12 protein-coding genes are annotated in these 17,264 nt (G+C 65.2%); 11 read left to right on the forward strand and 1 reads right to left on the reverse strand.

The genetic code is table 11. From position 1 onward, the window contains the following. Positions 1 to 188: 188 nt before the first annotated feature. The 7 genes from AC1DJT_RS04630 to AC1DJT_RS04660 all read left to right on the forward strand — a co-directional run bounded on the left by AC1DJT_RS04630 (position 189) and on the right by AC1DJT_RS04660 (position 11,391). Complete coding sequence (locus AC1DJT_RS04630; RefSeq protein WP_441506140.1) at positions 189 to 1,985, forward strand: acyl-CoA dehydrogenase C-terminal domain-containing protein; 1,797 nt, start codon at positions 189 to 191, stop codon at positions 1,983 to 1,985. Between the two features lie 139 nt (positions 1,986 to 2,124). Continuing rightward, positions 2,125 to 3,333 (forward strand): acetyl-CoA C-acetyltransferase, encoded by a 1,209-nt coding sequence (locus AC1DJT_RS04635; RefSeq protein ID WP_441506114.1) that lies wholly within the window; start codon positions 2,125 to 2,127, stop codon positions 3,331 to 3,333. 23 nt (positions 3,334 to 3,356) lie between these two features. Next, positions 3,357 to 5,561 (forward strand): 3-hydroxyacyl-CoA dehydrogenase NAD-binding domain-containing protein, encoded by a 2,205-nt coding sequence (locus tag AC1DJT_RS04640; protein ID WP_476833620.1) that lies wholly within the window; start codon positions 3,357 to 3,359, stop codon positions 5,559 to 5,561. A gap of 17 nt (positions 5,562 to 5,578) precedes the next feature. After that, the gene (locus AC1DJT_RS04645; protein ID WP_441506116.1) at positions 5,579 to 6,073 is read left to right on the forward strand and encodes a peptide deformylase; all 495 of its coding nucleotides are present in this window, start codon (positions 5,579 to 5,581) and stop codon (positions 6,071 to 6,073) included. Between the two features lie 936 nt (positions 6,074 to 7,009). Next, entirely contained in the window at positions 7,010 to 8,800 is a 1,791-nt protein-coding gene (locus AC1DJT_RS04650) for a hypothetical protein (protein ID WP_476833621.1), read from the forward strand. A gap of 128 nt (positions 8,801 to 8,928) precedes the next feature. Further along, a complete protein-coding gene (locus AC1DJT_RS04655; protein WP_476833622.1) occupies positions 8,929 to 10,422 on the forward strand; it encodes an EAL domain-containing protein in 1,494 nt (497 codons plus the stop codon). Between the two features lie 99 nt (positions 10,423 to 10,521). Beyond that, on the forward strand, positions 10,522 to 11,391 hold the full coding sequence (locus AC1DJT_RS04660; protein WP_441488860.1) for a TIGR01459 family HAD-type hydrolase: 870 nt from the start codon (positions 10,522 to 10,524) through the stop codon (positions 11,389 to 11,391). 13 nt (positions 11,392 to 11,404) lie between these two features. On the opposite strand, the gene AC1DJT_RS04665 is transcribed toward AC1DJT_RS04660, so the two are convergent. Then, a complete protein-coding gene (locus AC1DJT_RS04665; protein WP_043231142.1) occupies positions 11,405 to 11,788 on the reverse strand; it encodes a response regulator in 384 nt (127 codons plus the stop codon). A gap of 254 nt (positions 11,789 to 12,042) precedes the next feature. On the opposite strand from AC1DJT_RS04665, the gene AC1DJT_RS04670 reads away from it, so the two are divergent. From AC1DJT_RS04670 to lspA, 4 genes are all read left to right on the forward strand, one after another. Next, complete coding sequence (locus AC1DJT_RS04670) at positions 12,043 to 12,486, forward strand: MaoC family dehydratase (protein ID WP_476833623.1); 444 nt, start codon at positions 12,043 to 12,045, stop codon at positions 12,484 to 12,486. 99 nt (positions 12,487 to 12,585) lie between these two features. Continuing rightward, positions 12,586 to 13,569: a bifunctional riboflavin kinase/FAD synthetase gene (locus tag AC1DJT_RS04675; protein ID WP_441506120.1), complete on the forward strand. Its 984-nt coding sequence runs from the start codon at positions 12,586 to 12,588 to the stop codon at positions 13,567 to 13,569. Positions 13,570 to 13,775: 206 nt separating this feature from the next. Next, entirely contained in the window at positions 13,776 to 16,775 is a 3,000-nt protein-coding gene (ileS, locus tag AC1DJT_RS04680) for an isoleucine--tRNA ligase (RefSeq protein ID WP_476833624.1), read from the forward strand. Then, positions 16,772 to 17,260 carry a signal peptidase II gene (gene lspA / locus AC1DJT_RS04685; protein ID WP_441488863.1) on the forward strand — a complete coding sequence of 163 codons (489 nt, stop codon included), beginning with the start codon at positions 16,772 to 16,774 and terminating at the stop codon, positions 17,258 to 17,260. Before ileS ends, lspA begins: the two co-directional genes overlap by 4 nt. The last annotated feature ends 4 nt before the right edge of the window (positions 17,261 to 17,264 follow it).

Consider the following 17,264-nt stretch of genomic DNA (forward strand, 5'->3'; position numbering starts at 1 on the left):
GCTCCGGACTTGTGTCCGGGGCCGTTTTGTCATGCGCTGCGGATGGGAAACGCGACAGGGTGCGGCAACAAAATGGCCCAGCCCTCTTCACAAGTCACCCATAGATTGTTTATATATAAACTATCTGATGAATGGCTGCCCCGGATCGCATTCTGCAGGCGGCCGCGCTGCGCGAGAGGGAGGACACCATGCCGGTCTACAAGGCGCCCGTCGAAGACACCCTGTTCCTGCTCAACGACGTCTTCAACATCGAACGCTACAACAACCTGCCGGGTTTCGCGGATGCGACGCCCGATGTGGTCGCGGCGGTGCTGGGCGAGGGTGCCAAGCTCTGCGAGGAAGTGCTCCAGCCGTTGAACCATTCCGGCGACCAGGAGGGCTGCAAGCGCAACCCTGACGGATCCGTGACGACGCCAAAGGGCTTCAAGGAGGCGCACAAGGCCTATGCCGAGGGCGGCTGGATCGGACTTGCCATGGATCCCGAATATGGCGGCCAGGGCCTGCCCTATACGCTCGGCGCCGTGATGAACGAATATGCCTCGGCGGCGAACATGGCGTTCTCGATGTATCCCGGCCTGACCATGGGCGCGATCGCCGCACTCTACGTGCACGGCACTGAGGAGCAGAAGCGCACCTATATCCCGAAGATGGTCGAGGGTGTCTGGTCGGGCACGATGAACCTGACGGAGCCGCATTGCGGCACCGATCTCGGCCTGATCAAGACCAAGGCCGTGCCGAATGGCGATGGTTCCTATGCGATCTCCGGCACCAAGATCTTCATCTCGGCCGGCGAGCAGGACATCACCGAGAACATCATCCATCTCGTGCTCGCCCGCATCGAGGGGGCTCCCGCCGGCGTCAAGGGCATCTCGCTCTTCGTGGTGCCGCGCAACGTGGTCGGCGCCGACGGCGCGGTCGGCGAGCGCAACGGCGTCTCCTGCGGCTCGATCGAGCACAAGATGGGCATCCACGGCAATTCGACCTGCGTCATGAACTATGACGGTGCCAGGGGCTGGCTCATCGGCACCGAGAACAAGGGCCTCAACGTCATGTTCGTGATGATGAACGAGGCCCGCCTCGGCGTCGCGATCCAGGGGCTCGCCCAGTCCGAGGTCGCCTATCAGAACGCTGTTGCCTATGCCAAGGACCGCCTCCAGGGACGGGCGCTGACCGGCGCCAAGGAGCCGGACAAGGCTGCCGATCCGATCATCGTCCATCCCGATGTCCGTCGCACGCTGATGTCGATCAAGGCCTTCAACGAGGCTGCGCGCGCCTTCGTGCTGTGGAACGCGCTGAAATCCGATGTCGCCCACCGTTCTGCCGATGCCGCCGAACGCCAGGCCGCCGACGATCAGCTTGGACTGATGACCCCCGTGCTCAAGGGTGTCCTGACCGATGTCGGTTTCGACAACGCGGTGAAGGCCCAGCAGATGTATGGCGGCCATGGCTACATCGCCGAATGGGGCATGGAGCAGTTCGTGCGCGACGCGCGCATCGCCATGATCTACGAGGGCGCCAATGGCGTGCAGGCCATGGACCTGATCGGCCGCAAGCTCGGCCGAGACGGCGGCCGCGCCATCATGGCCTTCTTCAACGAGGTCGGCGGCTTCATCAAGGAACATGGCGAGGACGAGGGGCTGAAGCCGCTGCTCGCTCCCCTGCTGGCCTCGCTCGGTCATCTCCAGCAGGCGACGATGTGGTTCATGAACAACGCCCTCGCCAAGCCTGACAATGCCGGTGCCGGCGCAACCGACTACATGCACCTGCTCGGCCTCGTCTCGCTCGGCTATATGTGGGTGAAGATCGCCAAGGCTGCGCAGGACAAGCTCAAAGCCGGTGCCAATGGCGCGACCGAGCGGATGAACACCAAGCTCGTCACCGCGCGCTTCTTCATGGAGCGCACCCTGCCGGAGACGGCCGCGCATCTGGCACGGATCACGGCCGGCGCCGATTCCACCATGGCGCTCTCGGCAGAGCAGTTCTGAGCAGACCAAAGGTCATGCCCGGGCTTGACCCGGGCATCGCTTGCAGATTGCCTTCGCTTCCAGATGGCCGGGACATGCCCGGCCATGTTGGCGAAGTCCCAACAACGAGCCGCCATTGCGGCGAGCCCGGGAGGCCTTGATGGCTGACGCATTCATCTACGATCACGTTCGGACGCCGCGCGGCAAGGGCAAGGCCGACGGCTCCCTGCACGAGGTCACGGCGATCGAACTCGGCACGCAGGTGCTGCGTGCGATCAAGGACCGCAACAAGCTCGAGCCCAAGCTGGTCGAGGATGTCGTCTTTGGCTGCGTCGATCCGGTCGGCGAGGCCGGCGCCGATATCGCGCGGACCGTCGCGCTCAAGGCGGGGTACGGCAAGGAAGTGCCGGGCGTGCAGATCAACCGCTTCTGCGCCTCGGGCCTCGACGCGGTGAACCTTGCCGCGGCGCAGGTCATGGCCGGCCAGAAGGAGATGGCGATCGGTGGCGGCGTCGAGAGCATGAGCCGCGTCGGCATGGGCGCCTCGGGCTTCGGCATTGCGGTCGATCCGTCCGTCGCGATCGACACCTATTTCATGCCGCAAGGCGTCTCGGCCGATCTGATCGCCACGAAATACGGCTTCTCGCGTGACGATGTCGACGCCTTTGCCGTGCGCTCGCACAAGAAGGCCGCCGCCGCCTGGGCTGAAGGCCGCTTCAGGAATTCGGTCATCCCGGTCACCGACGTTAACGGGCTGATTCTCCTCGACCGCGACGAGACCATTCGTCCGAATACGGACATGCAGGCCTTGGCAGCGCTCAAGGCATCCTTCGTCCAGATGGGCGAGATGGGTGGTTTCGATGCCGTCGCGACGGCGGCTCACCCCGATGTGGAGTTCGTCAATCACGTGCATCACGCCGGCAATTCCTCCGGTATCGTCGATGGTGCGGCTGCCGTGCTCGTCGGCTCGAAGAAGGGCGGCAAGGCGGCTGGCCTGAAGCCGCGCGCCCGCATCCGGGCCTTCGCCACTGTCGGTTCCGATCTGGCGCTGATGCTGACCGGGCCGGTCGACGTCACGGAGCTGGTTCTGAAAAAGGCCGGCATGACCACAGGGGATATCGACCTGTTCGAGCTGAACGAGGCCTTCTCCTCGGTGGTGCTGCGCTATCAGCAGGCCTTCGACATCGACGACGCCATCCTCAACGTCAATGGCGGCGCCATTGCGATGGGCCATCCGCTCGGCGCCACGGGCGCGATGATCCTCGGCACTGTGCTCGACGAACTCGAGCGCACGAACAAGCAGACCGCACTCGTCACGCTTTGCGTCGCCGCCGGCATGGGCGTCGCGACCATCATCGAACGCGTCTGATCGGCACGAAGGGGAGAGAACCTATGAACCTCACCAATTTCCGCTTCGAGACCGACGCCGACGGCATTGCGACCCTGATCTGGGACATGCCCGGCCGTTCGATGAACGTCATCACCCCCGAGGTCATGGCCGAGTTGAACCAGGTCATCGACCATGTCGTCTCGAGCGAGGCGATCAAGGGCTGCGTCATTACCTCCGGCAAGGAAGCCTTCTCGGGCGGTGCGGACCTGACCATGCTCCAGGGGCTGCGCGACCTCTATGTCGGGCTTGCCAGGGAGAAGGGCGAAGCGGCTGCGATGCAGACCTTCTTCGACGAAAGCCGCAAGCTCTCGCTGCTCTATCGCAAGCTCGAAACCTGCGGGAAGCCGTTCGCAGCCGCCATCCATGGCGTCTGCCTCGGTGGTGCCTTCGAACTTGCGCTCGCCTGCCAGTATCGTGTCGCCTCGGACGATGCCTCAACCCGCGTCGGCCTGCCCGAGATCAAGGTCGGGCTCTTCCCCGGCGCCGGCGGTACGCAGCGTGTCTCGCGCCTGATGCAGACCGGCGACGCGCTGCAGATGATGTTCAAGGGCGAGCAGATCAAGGCGCTGCCGGCCCGAAACAGCGGCCTCGTCCATGCGGCCGTGCCGCGGGATCAGATGCTTCAGAACGCCCGGGAGTGGCTGAAGGCCAATCCGCAGGCCAAGGCGCCCTGGGACGATCCCAAGTTCAAGCTGCCTTCCAACAAGGTCTATTCGCCCGCCGGCATGCAGATCTGGCCACCGGCCAACGCGATCTATCGCCGCGAGACGAATGACAACTACCCGGCCGCACGCGCCATCCTGAGCGCAGTCTATGAGGGCCTGCAGTTGCCGATCGATCTCGGCCTCAGGGTCGAGAGCCGCTATTTCGCAAAAATTCTGCGGACGAAKGAGGCGGCCTCGATGATCCGCACGCTCTTCGTCTCGATGCAGGAGCTGAACAAGGGGGCTCGCCGCCCGGCCGATGTCCCGGCGAGCAGGCTGAAGAAGGTCGGCGTTGTCGGCGCAGGCTTCATGGGCGCGGGCATCGCCTATGTCACCGCCCAGGCAGGCCTGGACGTCATCCTGATCGACCGCGACATCGAGGCGGCCGAGAAGGGCAAGGCCTATTCGCATAAGCTGGTTTCCGACCAGATCATGAAGGGGCGCGCCAAGACGGCCGACCGCGACGCGCTGCTCGGCCGGATCATCGCCTCGGCGGACTATGCCGATCTCAAGGGCTGCGATCTCGTCATCGAGGCCGTGTTCGAGGATCCGAAGGTCAAGGCCGAGGTCATCGCCAAGGTCGAGGCGGTGGTCGGACCAAGGACGATCTTCGGCTCCAATACATCGACGCTTCCGATCACCGGGCTCGCCCAGCACTCGCAGCGCCCGAAGAATTTCATCGGCGTGCATTTCTTCTCGCCGGTCGAGAAGATGCTCCTGGTCGAGATCATCATGGCCAAGAAGACCGGCAAGAAGGCGCTCGCCATGGCGCTCGATTTCGTCCGCGCCATCAGGAAGACGCCGATCGTCGTCAACGACACGCGCGGCTTCTATGCCAACCGCTGTGTCGGCAACTACATCCGCGAAGGCCATCTGATGCTGATGGAGGGCGTGCCCCCGGCGATGATCGAGGCCGCCGGCAAGCAGGCCGGCATGCCGGTCGGTCCGCTGTCCCTCAATGACGAGGTCGCGGTCGATCTCGCCTACAAGGTGCTGAAGGCGACCAAGGCCCAACTCGGCGAACAGGCGGTCGATCCGGCGCAGGAAAGACTGCTCACCGAGATGGTCGAGACGCATGGCCGCCTCGGCCGCAAGAACAGGAAAGGCTTCTACGACTATCCGGAAGCCGGCCCGAAGCGGCTTTGGCCGGGGCTTGCCGAGCTGACGAAGAACCGGCTCGACCCCGAGCTCATCGACATGCAGGAGCTCAAGGAACGCCTGCTCGTCACCCAGGCCCTGGAAGCTGCCCGCACCTATGAGGAAGGTGTCGTGACCGATCCTCGCGAGGCGGATGTCGGCTCGATCATCGGCTTCGGTTTCGCGCCCTATTCGGGCGGCACGCTCTCCTACATCGACAACATGGGCGCGGCCGTCTTCGTGAAGCTCTGCGAGAAGCTCGCCAGGACCCATGGAGAGCGCTTCAGGCCGAACCGGCAGCTCAAGCGCATGGCGAAGACGGGCGAGAGCTACTATGGCAATGCGGAGAAGAAGGCTGCCGCATAATCCCCTGAGGCCACCGCGTGACGATTCGGCCGATCATTGGCTTTCCCGATTCTCGGCTGCGCATGGCAGCCGAGCCGGTGACGCGTTTCGATGCGGTGCTTCGCTCGCTCGCGGCCGATTTGCTGGAAACGATGCGGGCGGCTCCCGGCATCGGCATAACGGCGCCGCATATCGGTCTTCTCCAGCGGCTGGTCGTGCTGGAGCTGTCGCCGGGTGAGGTTCGGACCTATGTGAACCCGGCGATCGCCTGGGCTTCACCTGACATGATCCGCCACCACGAGGGCAGCGTTTCGATGGCGGGGGTTGCAGACGAGATCGAGCGTCATGCCCGCGTCCATGTCACCTATCGGGACCTGGACGGTGCGGAACAGTTCGAAGAGGCAGATGGCCTGCTCGCCGTTTGCCACCAGCACGAGATCGATCAGCTCGACGGCATTTTCTGGGTCGATCGCCTGTCACGCCTGAAGCGCGACAGGCTGATCGCCCGCTACAACAAGCTGCGGCGTGCGTGATCTTGCCGCTCGCCGGCCCTTGGCAGAACCGGAGCCTGGCGCAGCCTCTCGCAGGCGCCTGCGGCAGCCTTTGGGCGGTGATGGGTCGGCCGAACCCCTGACTGGCCCGGAACCGGACACGACGACCGAAACGTGACGATTCGCTCAAGCGCGCGAAACGCGCGCGACATTCCGATTCGCCCTTCGCAAGTGCCTGCTTTTCGCGAGCGCGGCTGCGACGGGGATGGCCGGAATCTGAGAGCAATCCACCGAAAAATGGGTGCTTGCGGACGATGCCGCTGACCGAAATCCCGCCAGATCCGACGCCGCGATGGCCGAGCCTGCAGCCGCTCAGGTGCGTCCCAGCTCCCTCCCGGGAGACGTTCCGGCGGGGCCGCGCGCTCTTCATCAGGGTGTCTACCCCTTCGGTAGGCTGGCCTGCGAAGAAGACGTGGTCGAGACCTCCTGGAGGCAGCACAGCGAGCAGGGCTCCGCGGCAAAGACCTCGAGGCGATCGAACGGAACGGAAGGGGTGTAGTCCGGCTGGTCGGCAGGGGCTTGAACGCCGGGATGATCGGCCTGCCTGCAGGCTTCGCATTGAGCGCCGCCATCTGGCCGGGCCACCCATTACCGGCTTACCTACGCGGCCCTAGTAAAACACGCTTCGGCACGCGACCATGCGCCGGGTCTGCTTGACGAGCCGGCACACGCCGAATGGCATGCAGAATGCTTCGAAATCACGGGGGTTTTCGCCCGGCTGCGAGACGAAGGCTGTCGGCCGCATCCTGTACAATTAAGCTTCTCTCAACCTAACAGCGCAAAGCGGGCTGTAAATTGCGGGCGAGGCGGGGCACCACTGCGCGCCGCGGTCGCCCGGTCGCTTCGACGTTGCGAATGACGTAACGTCGGTTTTGGCGTAGTTTGGATGAAGGGGGGAACAAACTGGACCAAACCCCAATGGTCGAGAGCAGTCAGGATACCGACCGGCTCGCAGACCCGGAGGCTCTCGCTGTCCGTGAGGCCCTTGAACGCATCCTGACATCGGATGCGTTTCGCAGTGCACCGCAGCTCTCCGCATTTCTGAACTTCATCGTGGAGCGCCGCATCGAAGGGCGCAGCTCGGAACTCAAGGGTTACACCATTGCGGTTGAGGCCTTCGGCCGACCGGCAGATTTCGACCCGCAGTCCGACCCCATCGTCAGGGTCGAGGCCGGTCGTCTGCGCAGGGCGCTAKGCCAGTATTATCAGGGCGATGGCGCCGACGACACGATCCGCATTTCCATGCCGGTCGGCGCTTACGTCCCTGTCTTTGAACATCTTGGGGCTGCCGGGATGCCGGCCGAGCCGGCGCAGGAGCGCATGGCGCCCGGCGACGCCAGGGCGGCCCAGCTGCCGGTCCCTGAGCGGCCGAGCAGGCACGGTTTCAGGCTCGGGCACTGGCTCGCCGTGTTAGCGCTGGTCCTCGTGATCGTGCCTCTCGCCACTTGGCACTACCTCCCGCCGCTCGAGACGACACCGCAACCCGACCCGCTGGTGCGCCAGGCTCAACTGATCGAGGAGGCAGCGCGTCGCGCGGGATCGAGCGCGTCGGCTCATTTGCCGATGGTCGTCGTATCGCTGAGCGGCGCGGCCGACGATCCGGAGCTGGCCGGGCTGGTGCAGGCCTTCACGCGGCTCCTGGTCGATGCCCTGGCTCGATTCGACGATCTCGTTACCGTTCGTACGCCGGCCGCCGGCGCGGACCTCTATAGCGGCGCCGACTATGTCTTCGAGATGAATGCGACGCGGCAAGGCGGGGCGACGGAAGGCTTCGGCCGGTTGCGCTCCGTCAAGGACGGTCGTGTGGTCTGGACGACGTCTGCCATCCGGACATTGCCGAAGGGCGAGGACGCTCCGGAATTGCGCGAGATCGCCCGACGGCTCGCAGTCAGGCTTGCCGAGCCCTTCGGCATCATTCACGCCGACTATCGCCAGACGATGACGGCGTCGCCGATGCGCTGTGTCTTCCAGGCGCTGAATATCCGCCGCACCATGCGCGCCGAAGATCACCTGGCCGCCCGCAACTGCCTGGAGGCGGTTCTGGAGCGCGACCCTGCCTTCCATCCCGCCTGGTCGCAGCTCGCCCTGCTGACGGTCGACGAATACACCGCCGGACTCAATCCACTGCCTGGTTCGCCGCTCGATCGCGCCTTGAGCGCCGCGTTGACGGCGGTCAGGCTGGCGCCGTCCAGCGCACGCGCGCAGCAGGCCATGATGGACGTTTACTTCGCACGTGGCGCCTATGAAGATGCCTTCAGGGCGGGCCGGGCCGCGCTCGTCCGCAATCCCTACGATCCCGACATCATGGCCGATCTCGGCGCGCGCTATGTTCAGATCGGTCAGCCTGCGGAAGGCCTGCCGCTGCTGCAGCGGGCTGTGGCATCCAGCAGCGGCCGTCCTGCCTGGTACGATTTCTACGCCTTCCTGGCCGAGCATCTGATGGGCAATGACAAGCTCGCGGATGCGCATGCMGCCATTTTCGTCGCCGATGACAGTCCGCTCAGCTTGCTTGGCCGAGCCCTCCACTTTGCGGGAAAGCATGATGAGCCGGGCGTTTCAGCGGCCCTGCGACGGCTGGCGCAGGCGGCTCCGCTCTTCGCGATCGACGCCAGGCTTTACCTGTCGCGGATGGGGTTCAGCGAAGCCGTCATCGACCGGATCATGTCGGATCTCGGGCCGCGTCGGCTTGAAGCCAGCGGCGTTCACTAAGCGAATTCCCGACCGTCGCCGCTTTTCGTCCATGGCCCTCGCATGCGCGTGAACAGACGGTTAATGTCGGGTAGCAGAGTGATTCGTCGCTTTCATTCCCCAGCAACCTCTTTCGCGCGGTCGTCGCCTTGGCCCCTGTCCGCCTTACCGCCTTGCATCCTCTCGCCAGTGCCGTGACCGGCGTGGCGGCTGGCGCAATCGCGGTTCTCGCCTTGCCGGGAGCGCTGGCCAACGCCKCCGGCCTCCTGCTGGCGGGGGCAGGGTTGGCGGCATCCGCGATCTTCTACGAGCGACGTGTCCTTGCGCAGCGCGAGCAGATCTTCGCGGCGATCGGCGAGGTCAAGGTTCGCCTGGCTACCAATGCCATCAGGCTTGACAGTTTGGCGCAGCGTGTCGAGCAACTGCCGATGAGCGAGGCCGATGCCGCGCCCGCACGTGCTGCGATCAATGAACTGACGGCCGAGGTCGGATTGCTCGGCGACCTGTTGCAGCAAGTCGCAACGACGCTGGCAGATCACGACACGCAACTCTCGGCTGCGCAGGCCCGGCGCAATGCCGAAGCCGCTCCCCCGCCGCCGCCGGCGCCTGCTCCCGAGCTTGCCCGCATTGCGCATCGCGAGGCGCTTGCTGCAGCGCGTGCGGAGGCCATTCAGGCCGAGCAGCTGCGCGCTGCCGATGAACGAGCCGCGATCATCAGCACCGCGCTGGCCGAGGGCAAGGTCGAGGTCCATCTCCAGCCGATCGTGCAGTTGCCGCACCGCCGGACACGTGGCTACGAGGCGCTGGTCCGTCTGCGTCTCGACGAGAGCACCTTGCTGCTCCCCGCCGAATTCCTGGCGATCGTCGAGGAGCGGGGTTTCGGCCCGACGCTCGATGCACTGGTGCTGACACGTACGCTGGCGATCGCGCGCCATCTGGGATCCAAGGACGGCGGCCTGTTCGTGGCCTGTAATTTCAGCGCCGCAACCTGGGCCTCGTCGCAGGCTCTGGTGACCCTCTCCCGTATCCTCGAGAAATATCGCGAGCACGCCGGCCATCTGGTGATCGAGATGCCGCAGCGCGTCTTCCGCGCTCTGGAGCCGACCAGCCTTGGCCTGCTGGGGGCGATGTCCGCCAATGGCGTGCGCTTCGCGCTCGACCATGTCGGCGATCTTCGGTTCGACCCGGCATCGCTGCATGATCGTGGCATTCGCTTCGTGAAAGTGCCGGCCGCCCTGCTGCAGGCTGAAGCCGAGCGTTCCTCGATCGATATCGCCGCCGCCGATCTCGCGGCTCAGCTCGCGCGGGCCTCGATCATCCTCGTCGCCGAGAAGATCGAGGATGATCCGACTGTCGCGGACATGATCGAGCTTGGCGTGACCTATGCCCAGGGGCTGGTGATTTCACCGCCGCGGCCGGTCAAGCCGGAGGTCTTTGCCGATCCCGAGCCGGCGAAACCCGCCGCTCCAGTGCCCGAGCCCGAGCGGCCCGCCGCGCGGATCTCGGCCGAGATTCTGGGCTATCCCACCGTCGGCACATCGCCTGCGGCAGCGCTGCCAGCCCCGCCGAGCGGGCCTGCGCAGAAAGGCCCGGCGCCGGAGCGCCTGCCGTTCCGCGCCGTGCTACGCCGCGCCAGCGCCTGACAAAACCCTATCGCTGCCCGTTGCGACGGCCTAAACCGGCACCGTGCCGCGCTGCCGTCGCGCCGCATAGCCCAACTGGTTTCAGGGGAGTTGACCGCTTTGCAGCCTGCCAAGACCGCGCCCACCGTCGCATTGAGCGGATTCTCGGAAATCACCGACCGGTTCGATCTCTGCCTGTGCGATATCTGGGGTGTCGTTCACAACGGCGTGGCAGCTCATCAGGACGCCTGCGATGCGCTGGTTGCGATGCGGGAACGCGGTGTTTCCGTCGTGCTGGTGACCAACGCTCCCCGTCCCCGCCGTGAAATCGAGGTCCAGCTCGCGCGTTTTGCCGTGCCGGAGGCTGCCTATGATGCGATCGTGACCTCCGGCGATGTCTGCCGGGCGCTGATCGAGGAACGGTCCGGCGAGCCGGTCTTCATGCTCGGCCCTGACCGCGACCTGCCCCTGATCGCCGGGCTGGATGCGCCGCGCGTCTCACCCGCGGACGCGCGCTACGTGCTCTGCACGGGATTGTTCGACGACGAGACCGAGACGGCCGAGACCTATGCCGGCCTCTTTGCCGATCTCGTCGCACGGGATCTCGTGATGATCTGCGCCAATCCCGATCTGGTGGTCGATCGCGGTGGCAAGATCGTGCCCTGCGCCGGCTCGCTCGCGCTGGCGTACGAGCAGATCGGCGGCAGGGTGATCTATGCCGGCAAGCCGCATCGCCCGATCTACGAAATGGCGCTGCATATCGCCGAAGCGCGGCGTGGCAAGCCCGTTCCGCCAGACCGGATTTGCGCAATTGGTGATGCCATTCGAACCGACATCGCCGGGGCGAACGCCTTCGGCGCGGCGAGCGTCATGGTGCTGGCGGGCATTCACGCCCAGGATCTTGTCGAGAAATCGTGGGAAGAGCGCCACGGCTGGTTCGCAGGGCAGCATGCCCGCCCGGATTACGCGATTCCGCAGCTCGTCTGGTGACGTTCGGCCACGCTCAGGCGTGGCAGACCGCTTCCATCTTGACCTTCAGGGTCTGGGCGTTGAACGGCTTGACGATATAGTTGTTCACGCCGGCCTTCTTGGCGGCGATGACGTTCTCGGTCTTGGATTCGGCCGTGACCATGATGAACGGCGTCGTCGCGAGGGCATCTTCCTCGCGCACGCGCTGGAGCAGCTCGAAGCCGGTCATCGGCTCCATGTTCCAGTCGGAGATGACGAGGCCGTATTTCTTGTCGCGCATCTTGGCGATGGCGGTCGAGCCGTCCGACGCATCGTCGACATTCTCGAATCCGAGCTGCTTGAGCAGGTTCCGAATGATCCGGACCATCGTCTGGTAGTCGTCGACCACGAGGATGGGCATGGACGGATCGAGAGCCATTCTGGTGCTCCAAGCGTAACGACTGCAGCGCGGGGCAATACCCGCGCGCGGACCGCCTTCAGTGAGTGGCGACCATGCCGGGAGTGATAGGGCACTGGCGTTTCGAAGCGGTTAATTTGAACGAAAACTGACGTACGGGAAGTATCGCTCCGGCCGCGGCACCAAAGTCGCATGGCCGAGGCGCCGGGGCTGTGGCATTCTATGTTGYGCCGCAACAAGGGCGGCGCATCGAAATTGCATCGGCAGCMGGACCAATGAACGCAGTCTCCTATCAGGTTCATGCTTTCGAAGACCTCGCGATCGGCCAAAGCGAAAGCCTGATGCGCACGGTGATGGAGCGGGATGTCTCGCTCTTCGCCGATCTCTCGGGGGACGCCAATCCGATCCATCTTTGCGAGCGCTACGCGGCGGGCACGAAGTTCGGCCAGCGCATCGCGCACGGGATGCTGACCGCGAGCCTCGTGTCCGCGCTGCTCGGCACGAAATTGCCAGGGCCGGGCGCCGTCTACCTGTCGCAGACGCTCACCTTCCTCGCTCCAGTCAAGATCGGAGATGTCGTCACGGCGCGGGTCKAAGTGGTCGAACTCGTTGCCGAGCGTCGGCGCGCGCGCCTGTTCTGCGACTGTGTCGTCGACGGCAAGGCCGTGCTCGAGGGAGAGGCCTGGGTCGCCTTGCCGCCGGCAAAGCCAAAGGGCTGAAGCAGGGGGCTTGCGTCCGGTGTCCTTGACGCTGCTGGCCTGAACCGCCATTGACTGCCGCGCGCGGGCGTGCCCCGCCGAGGCGGAACCCTTCGTGCCATGACCCGTCCTGCCGCCGCGCCTTCTTCAGGCCGGCCTCATGTTTTCGTCCTCGATGGCGACAGCCCGGTTCCGGACAGCTTGCGCGGAGCGGTGCTGGCGCTGGGCAATTTCGACGGTGTCCATCGCGGCCATGCCGAACTCGCTCATGTCGCGGTCGCCATGGCGGCCAAGCAGGGCCGCGAGGCTGCCGCTTTCACCTTCGAGCCGCATCCCCGATCGGTCTTCAGCCCCGAGCAGCCGGTCTTTCGGCTGACGCCGCCCGACGTCAAGGGGGAGCTGCTCGCCCAGGCCGGGCTGAAGCAAAGCTTCGTGTTGCCCTTCGATCGCGCCATTGCGGCCGTGAGCGCCGAGAGTTTCGTCGATGACCTGCTGCTCGAGCGGCTCGGCGTCGGGGGGCTCGTCTGCGGCTACGACTTCCATTTCGGCAAGGGCCGCGCCGGCTCGCCCGAGATGCTGCAGGCGAGGGCGGGCGCGCGCGGTGTCCCGGTCACGGTGGTCCCGCCCTATTCCTGGGCGGGGGAGCCGGTCTCCTCGACCTTGATCCGCACCGCGCTGGAAGCCGGAGATGTCGGCCGCGCAGCGGAGTTCCTTGGGCGGCCCTGGTTCGTGCGCGGCGAGATCGCCCATGGCGACAAGCGTGGGCGCGACCTCGGTTACCCCACCGCCAACATGCATCTCGCCCGTGATTGCCGCCTGAAATTCGGCATCTATGCCGTCAGGATGAAGGTCGACGGCATCTGGCGCGACGGCGTGGCGAGCTTCGGCAGTCGCCCGACCTTCGATGACGGTGCGCCGCGGCTCGAGACCTTCCTCTTCGATTTCGCAGGCGATCTCTATGGCAAGATCGTCGATGTCGCACTGATCGCCTGGCTGCGGGGCGAGGAAAAATTCGACTCGCTCGAAGCCCTCATCATGCAGATGGACAAGGACAGTGCCCGGGCCCGCGCCATTCTGGCGCAAACACCGCCCTTCCTTCCTTAACCTGCCCCTGTTAGAAGCCGTTCATGCTCGCTCATTGCGCCCAGATCATAGAATTGCTCCGGCGAATTACGGGCCCGGCTGACGCTGCCCTGCGCTGATCGCAGGCGTCCGCGCAAGCCGGGATGACCGCCGCTTTCCCTTGTCCTTAAGGACCGGTGACGCGCCAGCCATGCATGGCCCGCCAGTCCAGCTGCCCGAGCCGGATCATGAACGACCAATCCAATTCCGCCCCATCGAAAAGCGTTGATTATTCGCAGACGCTGTTCCTGCCTCAGACCGAATTCCCGATGCGCGCCGGCTTGCCGCAACGCGAGCCGGAACTGCTCGCCCGCTGGCAGACGATCGAGCTCTATCGCAAGCTGCGCGAGAGCGCGAAGGGCCGCGACCGGTTCATCCTGCATGATGGCCCGCCCTATGCGAACGGCCATCTCCATATCGGCCATGCGCTCAACAAGGTGCTGAAGGACCTCGTCGTCCGCTCGCAGCAGATGCTCGGCCATGATGCCAACTATGTCCCGGGCTGGGATTGTCACGGCCTGCCGATCGAGTGGAAGATCGAGGAGCAATACCGGGCCAAGGGCCTGAACAAGGACGATGTKCCGGTCGTTGAATTCCGCAAGGAATGCCGTGCCTTTGCCGAGCACTGGGTCAACGTTCAGCGCGAGGAGTTCAAACGCCTCGGTGTCGAGGGCGACTGGGCCGATCCCTACCTGACCATGGCGTTCCCGGCCGAGGCGCAGATCGCCCGCGAGATCATGAAGTTCGCCGAAACGGGCCAGCTCTATCGCGGCTCCAAGCCGGTGATGTGGTCGGTGGTCGAGAAGACCGCGCTGGCCGAGGCGGAGGTCGAGTACGAGGAGCATACGAGCGATACGGTGTTCGTGGCCTTTCCCGTCGCGTCGGGAGCGGATGCTCTGGCCGGCGCCTCGGTCGTGATCTGGACGACGACCCCCTGGACGATCCCAGGCAACAGGGCGATCTCCTTCCACCACAAGATCGCCTATGGGCTCTATCGGGTGACCGCGGCGGCCGAGGGCAACTGGGCGAAGGTCGGCGCGACCTATGTGCTGGCGAAGGCTCTCGCCGAGAGCGTGTTCAAGGCGGCCAAGGTCGACGCCTTCGAACTGGTGCGCGATGTCGATGCCGCCGAGCTGAATGGCCTGACCGCCGCCCATCCGCTGCGCGGCCACGGCTACGATTTCGATGTGCCGTTGCTCGACGGTGACCATGTCACCGACGATGCCGGTACGGGCTTCGTCCACACCGCTCCCGGCCATGGTCGCGAGGATTTCGATATCTGGATGGCGAGTGGCCGCAAGCTCGCCGAGCGCGGAATCGATACGCATATCCCCTACACCGTGGATGCCGATGGTCGCTTCACCAAGGATGCGCCGGGCTTCGAGGGCCGGCAGGTCATCACCGACAAGGGCGAGAAGGGCGACGCCAACGACGCCGTGATCAAGGCGCTGGCGGCGAGCGGCACCATCATCGCGCGCGGCCGGTTGAAGCATCAGTACCCGCATAGCTGGCGCTCGAAGAAGCCGGTCATCTTCCGCAACACGCCGCAATGGTTCATCGCCATGGACAAGCCGCTCGGCGAAGCGCTGGGTGGCCCCGATGTCCCGTCCACGCCGGGTGGCAATGTCGATACGTTGCGCAACCGCGCTCTGAGGGCGATCAAGGAAACCGAATGGGTTCCCGCGGCTGGCGAGAACCGCATCACCGGCATGATCGCCAACCGCCCTGACTGGGTTGTCTCGCGCCAGCGCGCCTGGGGCGTGMCGATCACCGTCTTCGTCGAGAAGGACAGCGGCACGATCCTCGTCGATCCGAGGGTCAACGCTGCCATCGCCGATGCCTTCGAGAGCGAGGGGGCCGATGCCTGGTTCACCGATGTCGACGGCGCGCGCTTCCTGAAGCCCTTCGGCTACGAGCCGCAGATGTATGAGCGCGTCACCGACGTGCTCGATGTCTGGTTTGATTCAGGCTCGACCCACGCCTTCACGCTGGAGAAGCGGCCGGACCTGCGGGCTCGCCGGCGCGGCGAGGGCGGCAATGACCGGGTGATGTATCTGGAAGGGTCTGACCAGCACCGCGGCTGGTTCCATTCTAGCCTGCTCGAAAGCTGCGGCACGCGCGGCCGGGCGCCCTATGACATCGTGCTGACCCACGGCTTCTGTCTCGACGAGAAGGGCGAGAAGATGTCGAAGTCGAAGGGCAATGTCACGGCGCCGCAGGACGTCATCAAGGAATCCGGCGCCGACATCCTGCGCCTCTGGGTCGCGGCGGCGGACTATTCCGACGATCTGCGCATCGGCAAGGAAATCCTCAAGACCTTCGTCGAGACCTACCGCAAGCTGCGCAACACCATGCGCTGGATGCTCGGCACGCTCGCGCATTTCAGCGAGGACATCCGCGTCGCCTCGCCTGCGTCGATGCCCGAGCTCGAGCGTTTGATGCTGCACCGCCTTGCGGAGCTCGGGCCGCAGGTCGAGGAGGCCTATCGGACCTATGATTACAAGCGGGTCGTGACGCTGCTCTCGCAGTTCATGAACACGGAGCTGTCCGCCTTCTATTTCGACGTCCGCAAGGACGCGCTCTATTGCGACCCGCTCTCGAGCCATGTCCGCAAGAGTGCGCTGACAGTGGTCGACCATCTCCTGCGCTGTCTCGCAACCTGGCTGGCGCCGATCCTGGTCTTCACCACCGAGGAAGCCTGGCTCGAGCGTTATCCGGAGCAGAAGGCGCTGGGTGGCTCCGTGCATCTCGAAGCCTTTGCCGAGGCTCCGCAGAGCTGGCTCGATCCGGAGCTGGCCGAGCGCTGGAGCAAGATCCGCCGCGTTCGGCGTGTCGTCACCGGCGCACTCGAACTGGAACGTGCGGCCAAGCGCATCGGCTCGTCGCTCGAAGCCGCGCCGGAGGTTCACATCGCCGATCCCGACCTGCTGGCGGCGCTGTCGGGGGTCGATCTCGCCGAGATCTGCATCACGTCGGGTGTCAAGATTGTTGCGGGCGAGGGGCCCGAGGATGGCTTCCGGCTTCCGGAGGTGCCCGGCGTCGCGGTCGTCCCGGTCCGGGCCAGCGGCGTGAAATGCGCCCGTTCCTGGAAGTATTTCGATTCKGCGACCGCCGAGCGCGACCATCCCGATGTCACTCCGCGCGACGCCAGGGCCTTGCGGGAGCTCGGCAAGGCGGCCGGGCGATGACGTCGCTGCGCCGCTTCGGGATCTGGATCGTCGCGCTGGTCTTCGTGCTGGACCAGGCGTTGAAGCTCTGGCTGGTCTTCGGTTTGCATCTCGGTGAAACCGGTCCCTATGACCTAACGTCCTTCATGACCATCGTGCTGGCCTGGAACCGCGGCATTTCCTATGGGCTGTTCCAGCAGGAGGGGAATCTCGGGCCCTGGCTGCTGGTGCTGCTTTCCGTCGTCGCGGCGATCTGGCTTAGCCGCTGGATGTGGCGGGCAACGGACCGGCTGACGGTCGCAAGTCTCGCACTCATCGTCGGCGGCGCGCTTGGTAACGGCGTCGACCGGGCTGTGTACGGTGCCGTCGTCGACTTCGTTCACCTGCATTATGGCAGCTTCAGTTGGTACATCTTCAACATTGCCGATGCGGCTATCGTTGTCGGTGTGCTCGGTCTCCTGTATGAGTCCTTCCGCCCTGACGCCTCAAAGTCTGCACAGGCTTGAGGCG

The sequence above is a fragment of the Allobosea sp. 05T422_2 genome, assembly GCF_056396265.1.

Excerpts from the sequence above, each read along its gene's own strand:
- AC1DJT_RS04675 (WP_441506120.1), top strand. The coding sequence starts at position 12,586 with ATGACCCGTCCTGCCGCCGCGCCTTCTTCAGGCCGGCCTCATGTTTTC.
- lspA (WP_441488863.1), top strand. The coding sequence starts at position 16,772 with ATGACGTCGCTGCGCCGCTTCGGGATCTGGATCGTCGCGCTGGTCTTC.
- AC1DJT_RS04635 (WP_441506114.1), top strand. The coding sequence starts at position 2,125 with ATGGCTGACGCATTCATCTACGATCACGTTCGGACGCCGCGCGGCAAG.
- AC1DJT_RS04665 (WP_043231142.1), bottom strand. The coding sequence starts at position 11,788 with ATGGCTCTCGATCCGTCCATGCCCATCCTCGTGGTCGACGACTACCAG.
- AC1DJT_RS04630 (WP_441506140.1), top strand. The coding sequence starts at position 189 with ATGCCGGTCTACAAGGCGCCCGTCGAAGACACCCTGTTCCTGCTCAAC.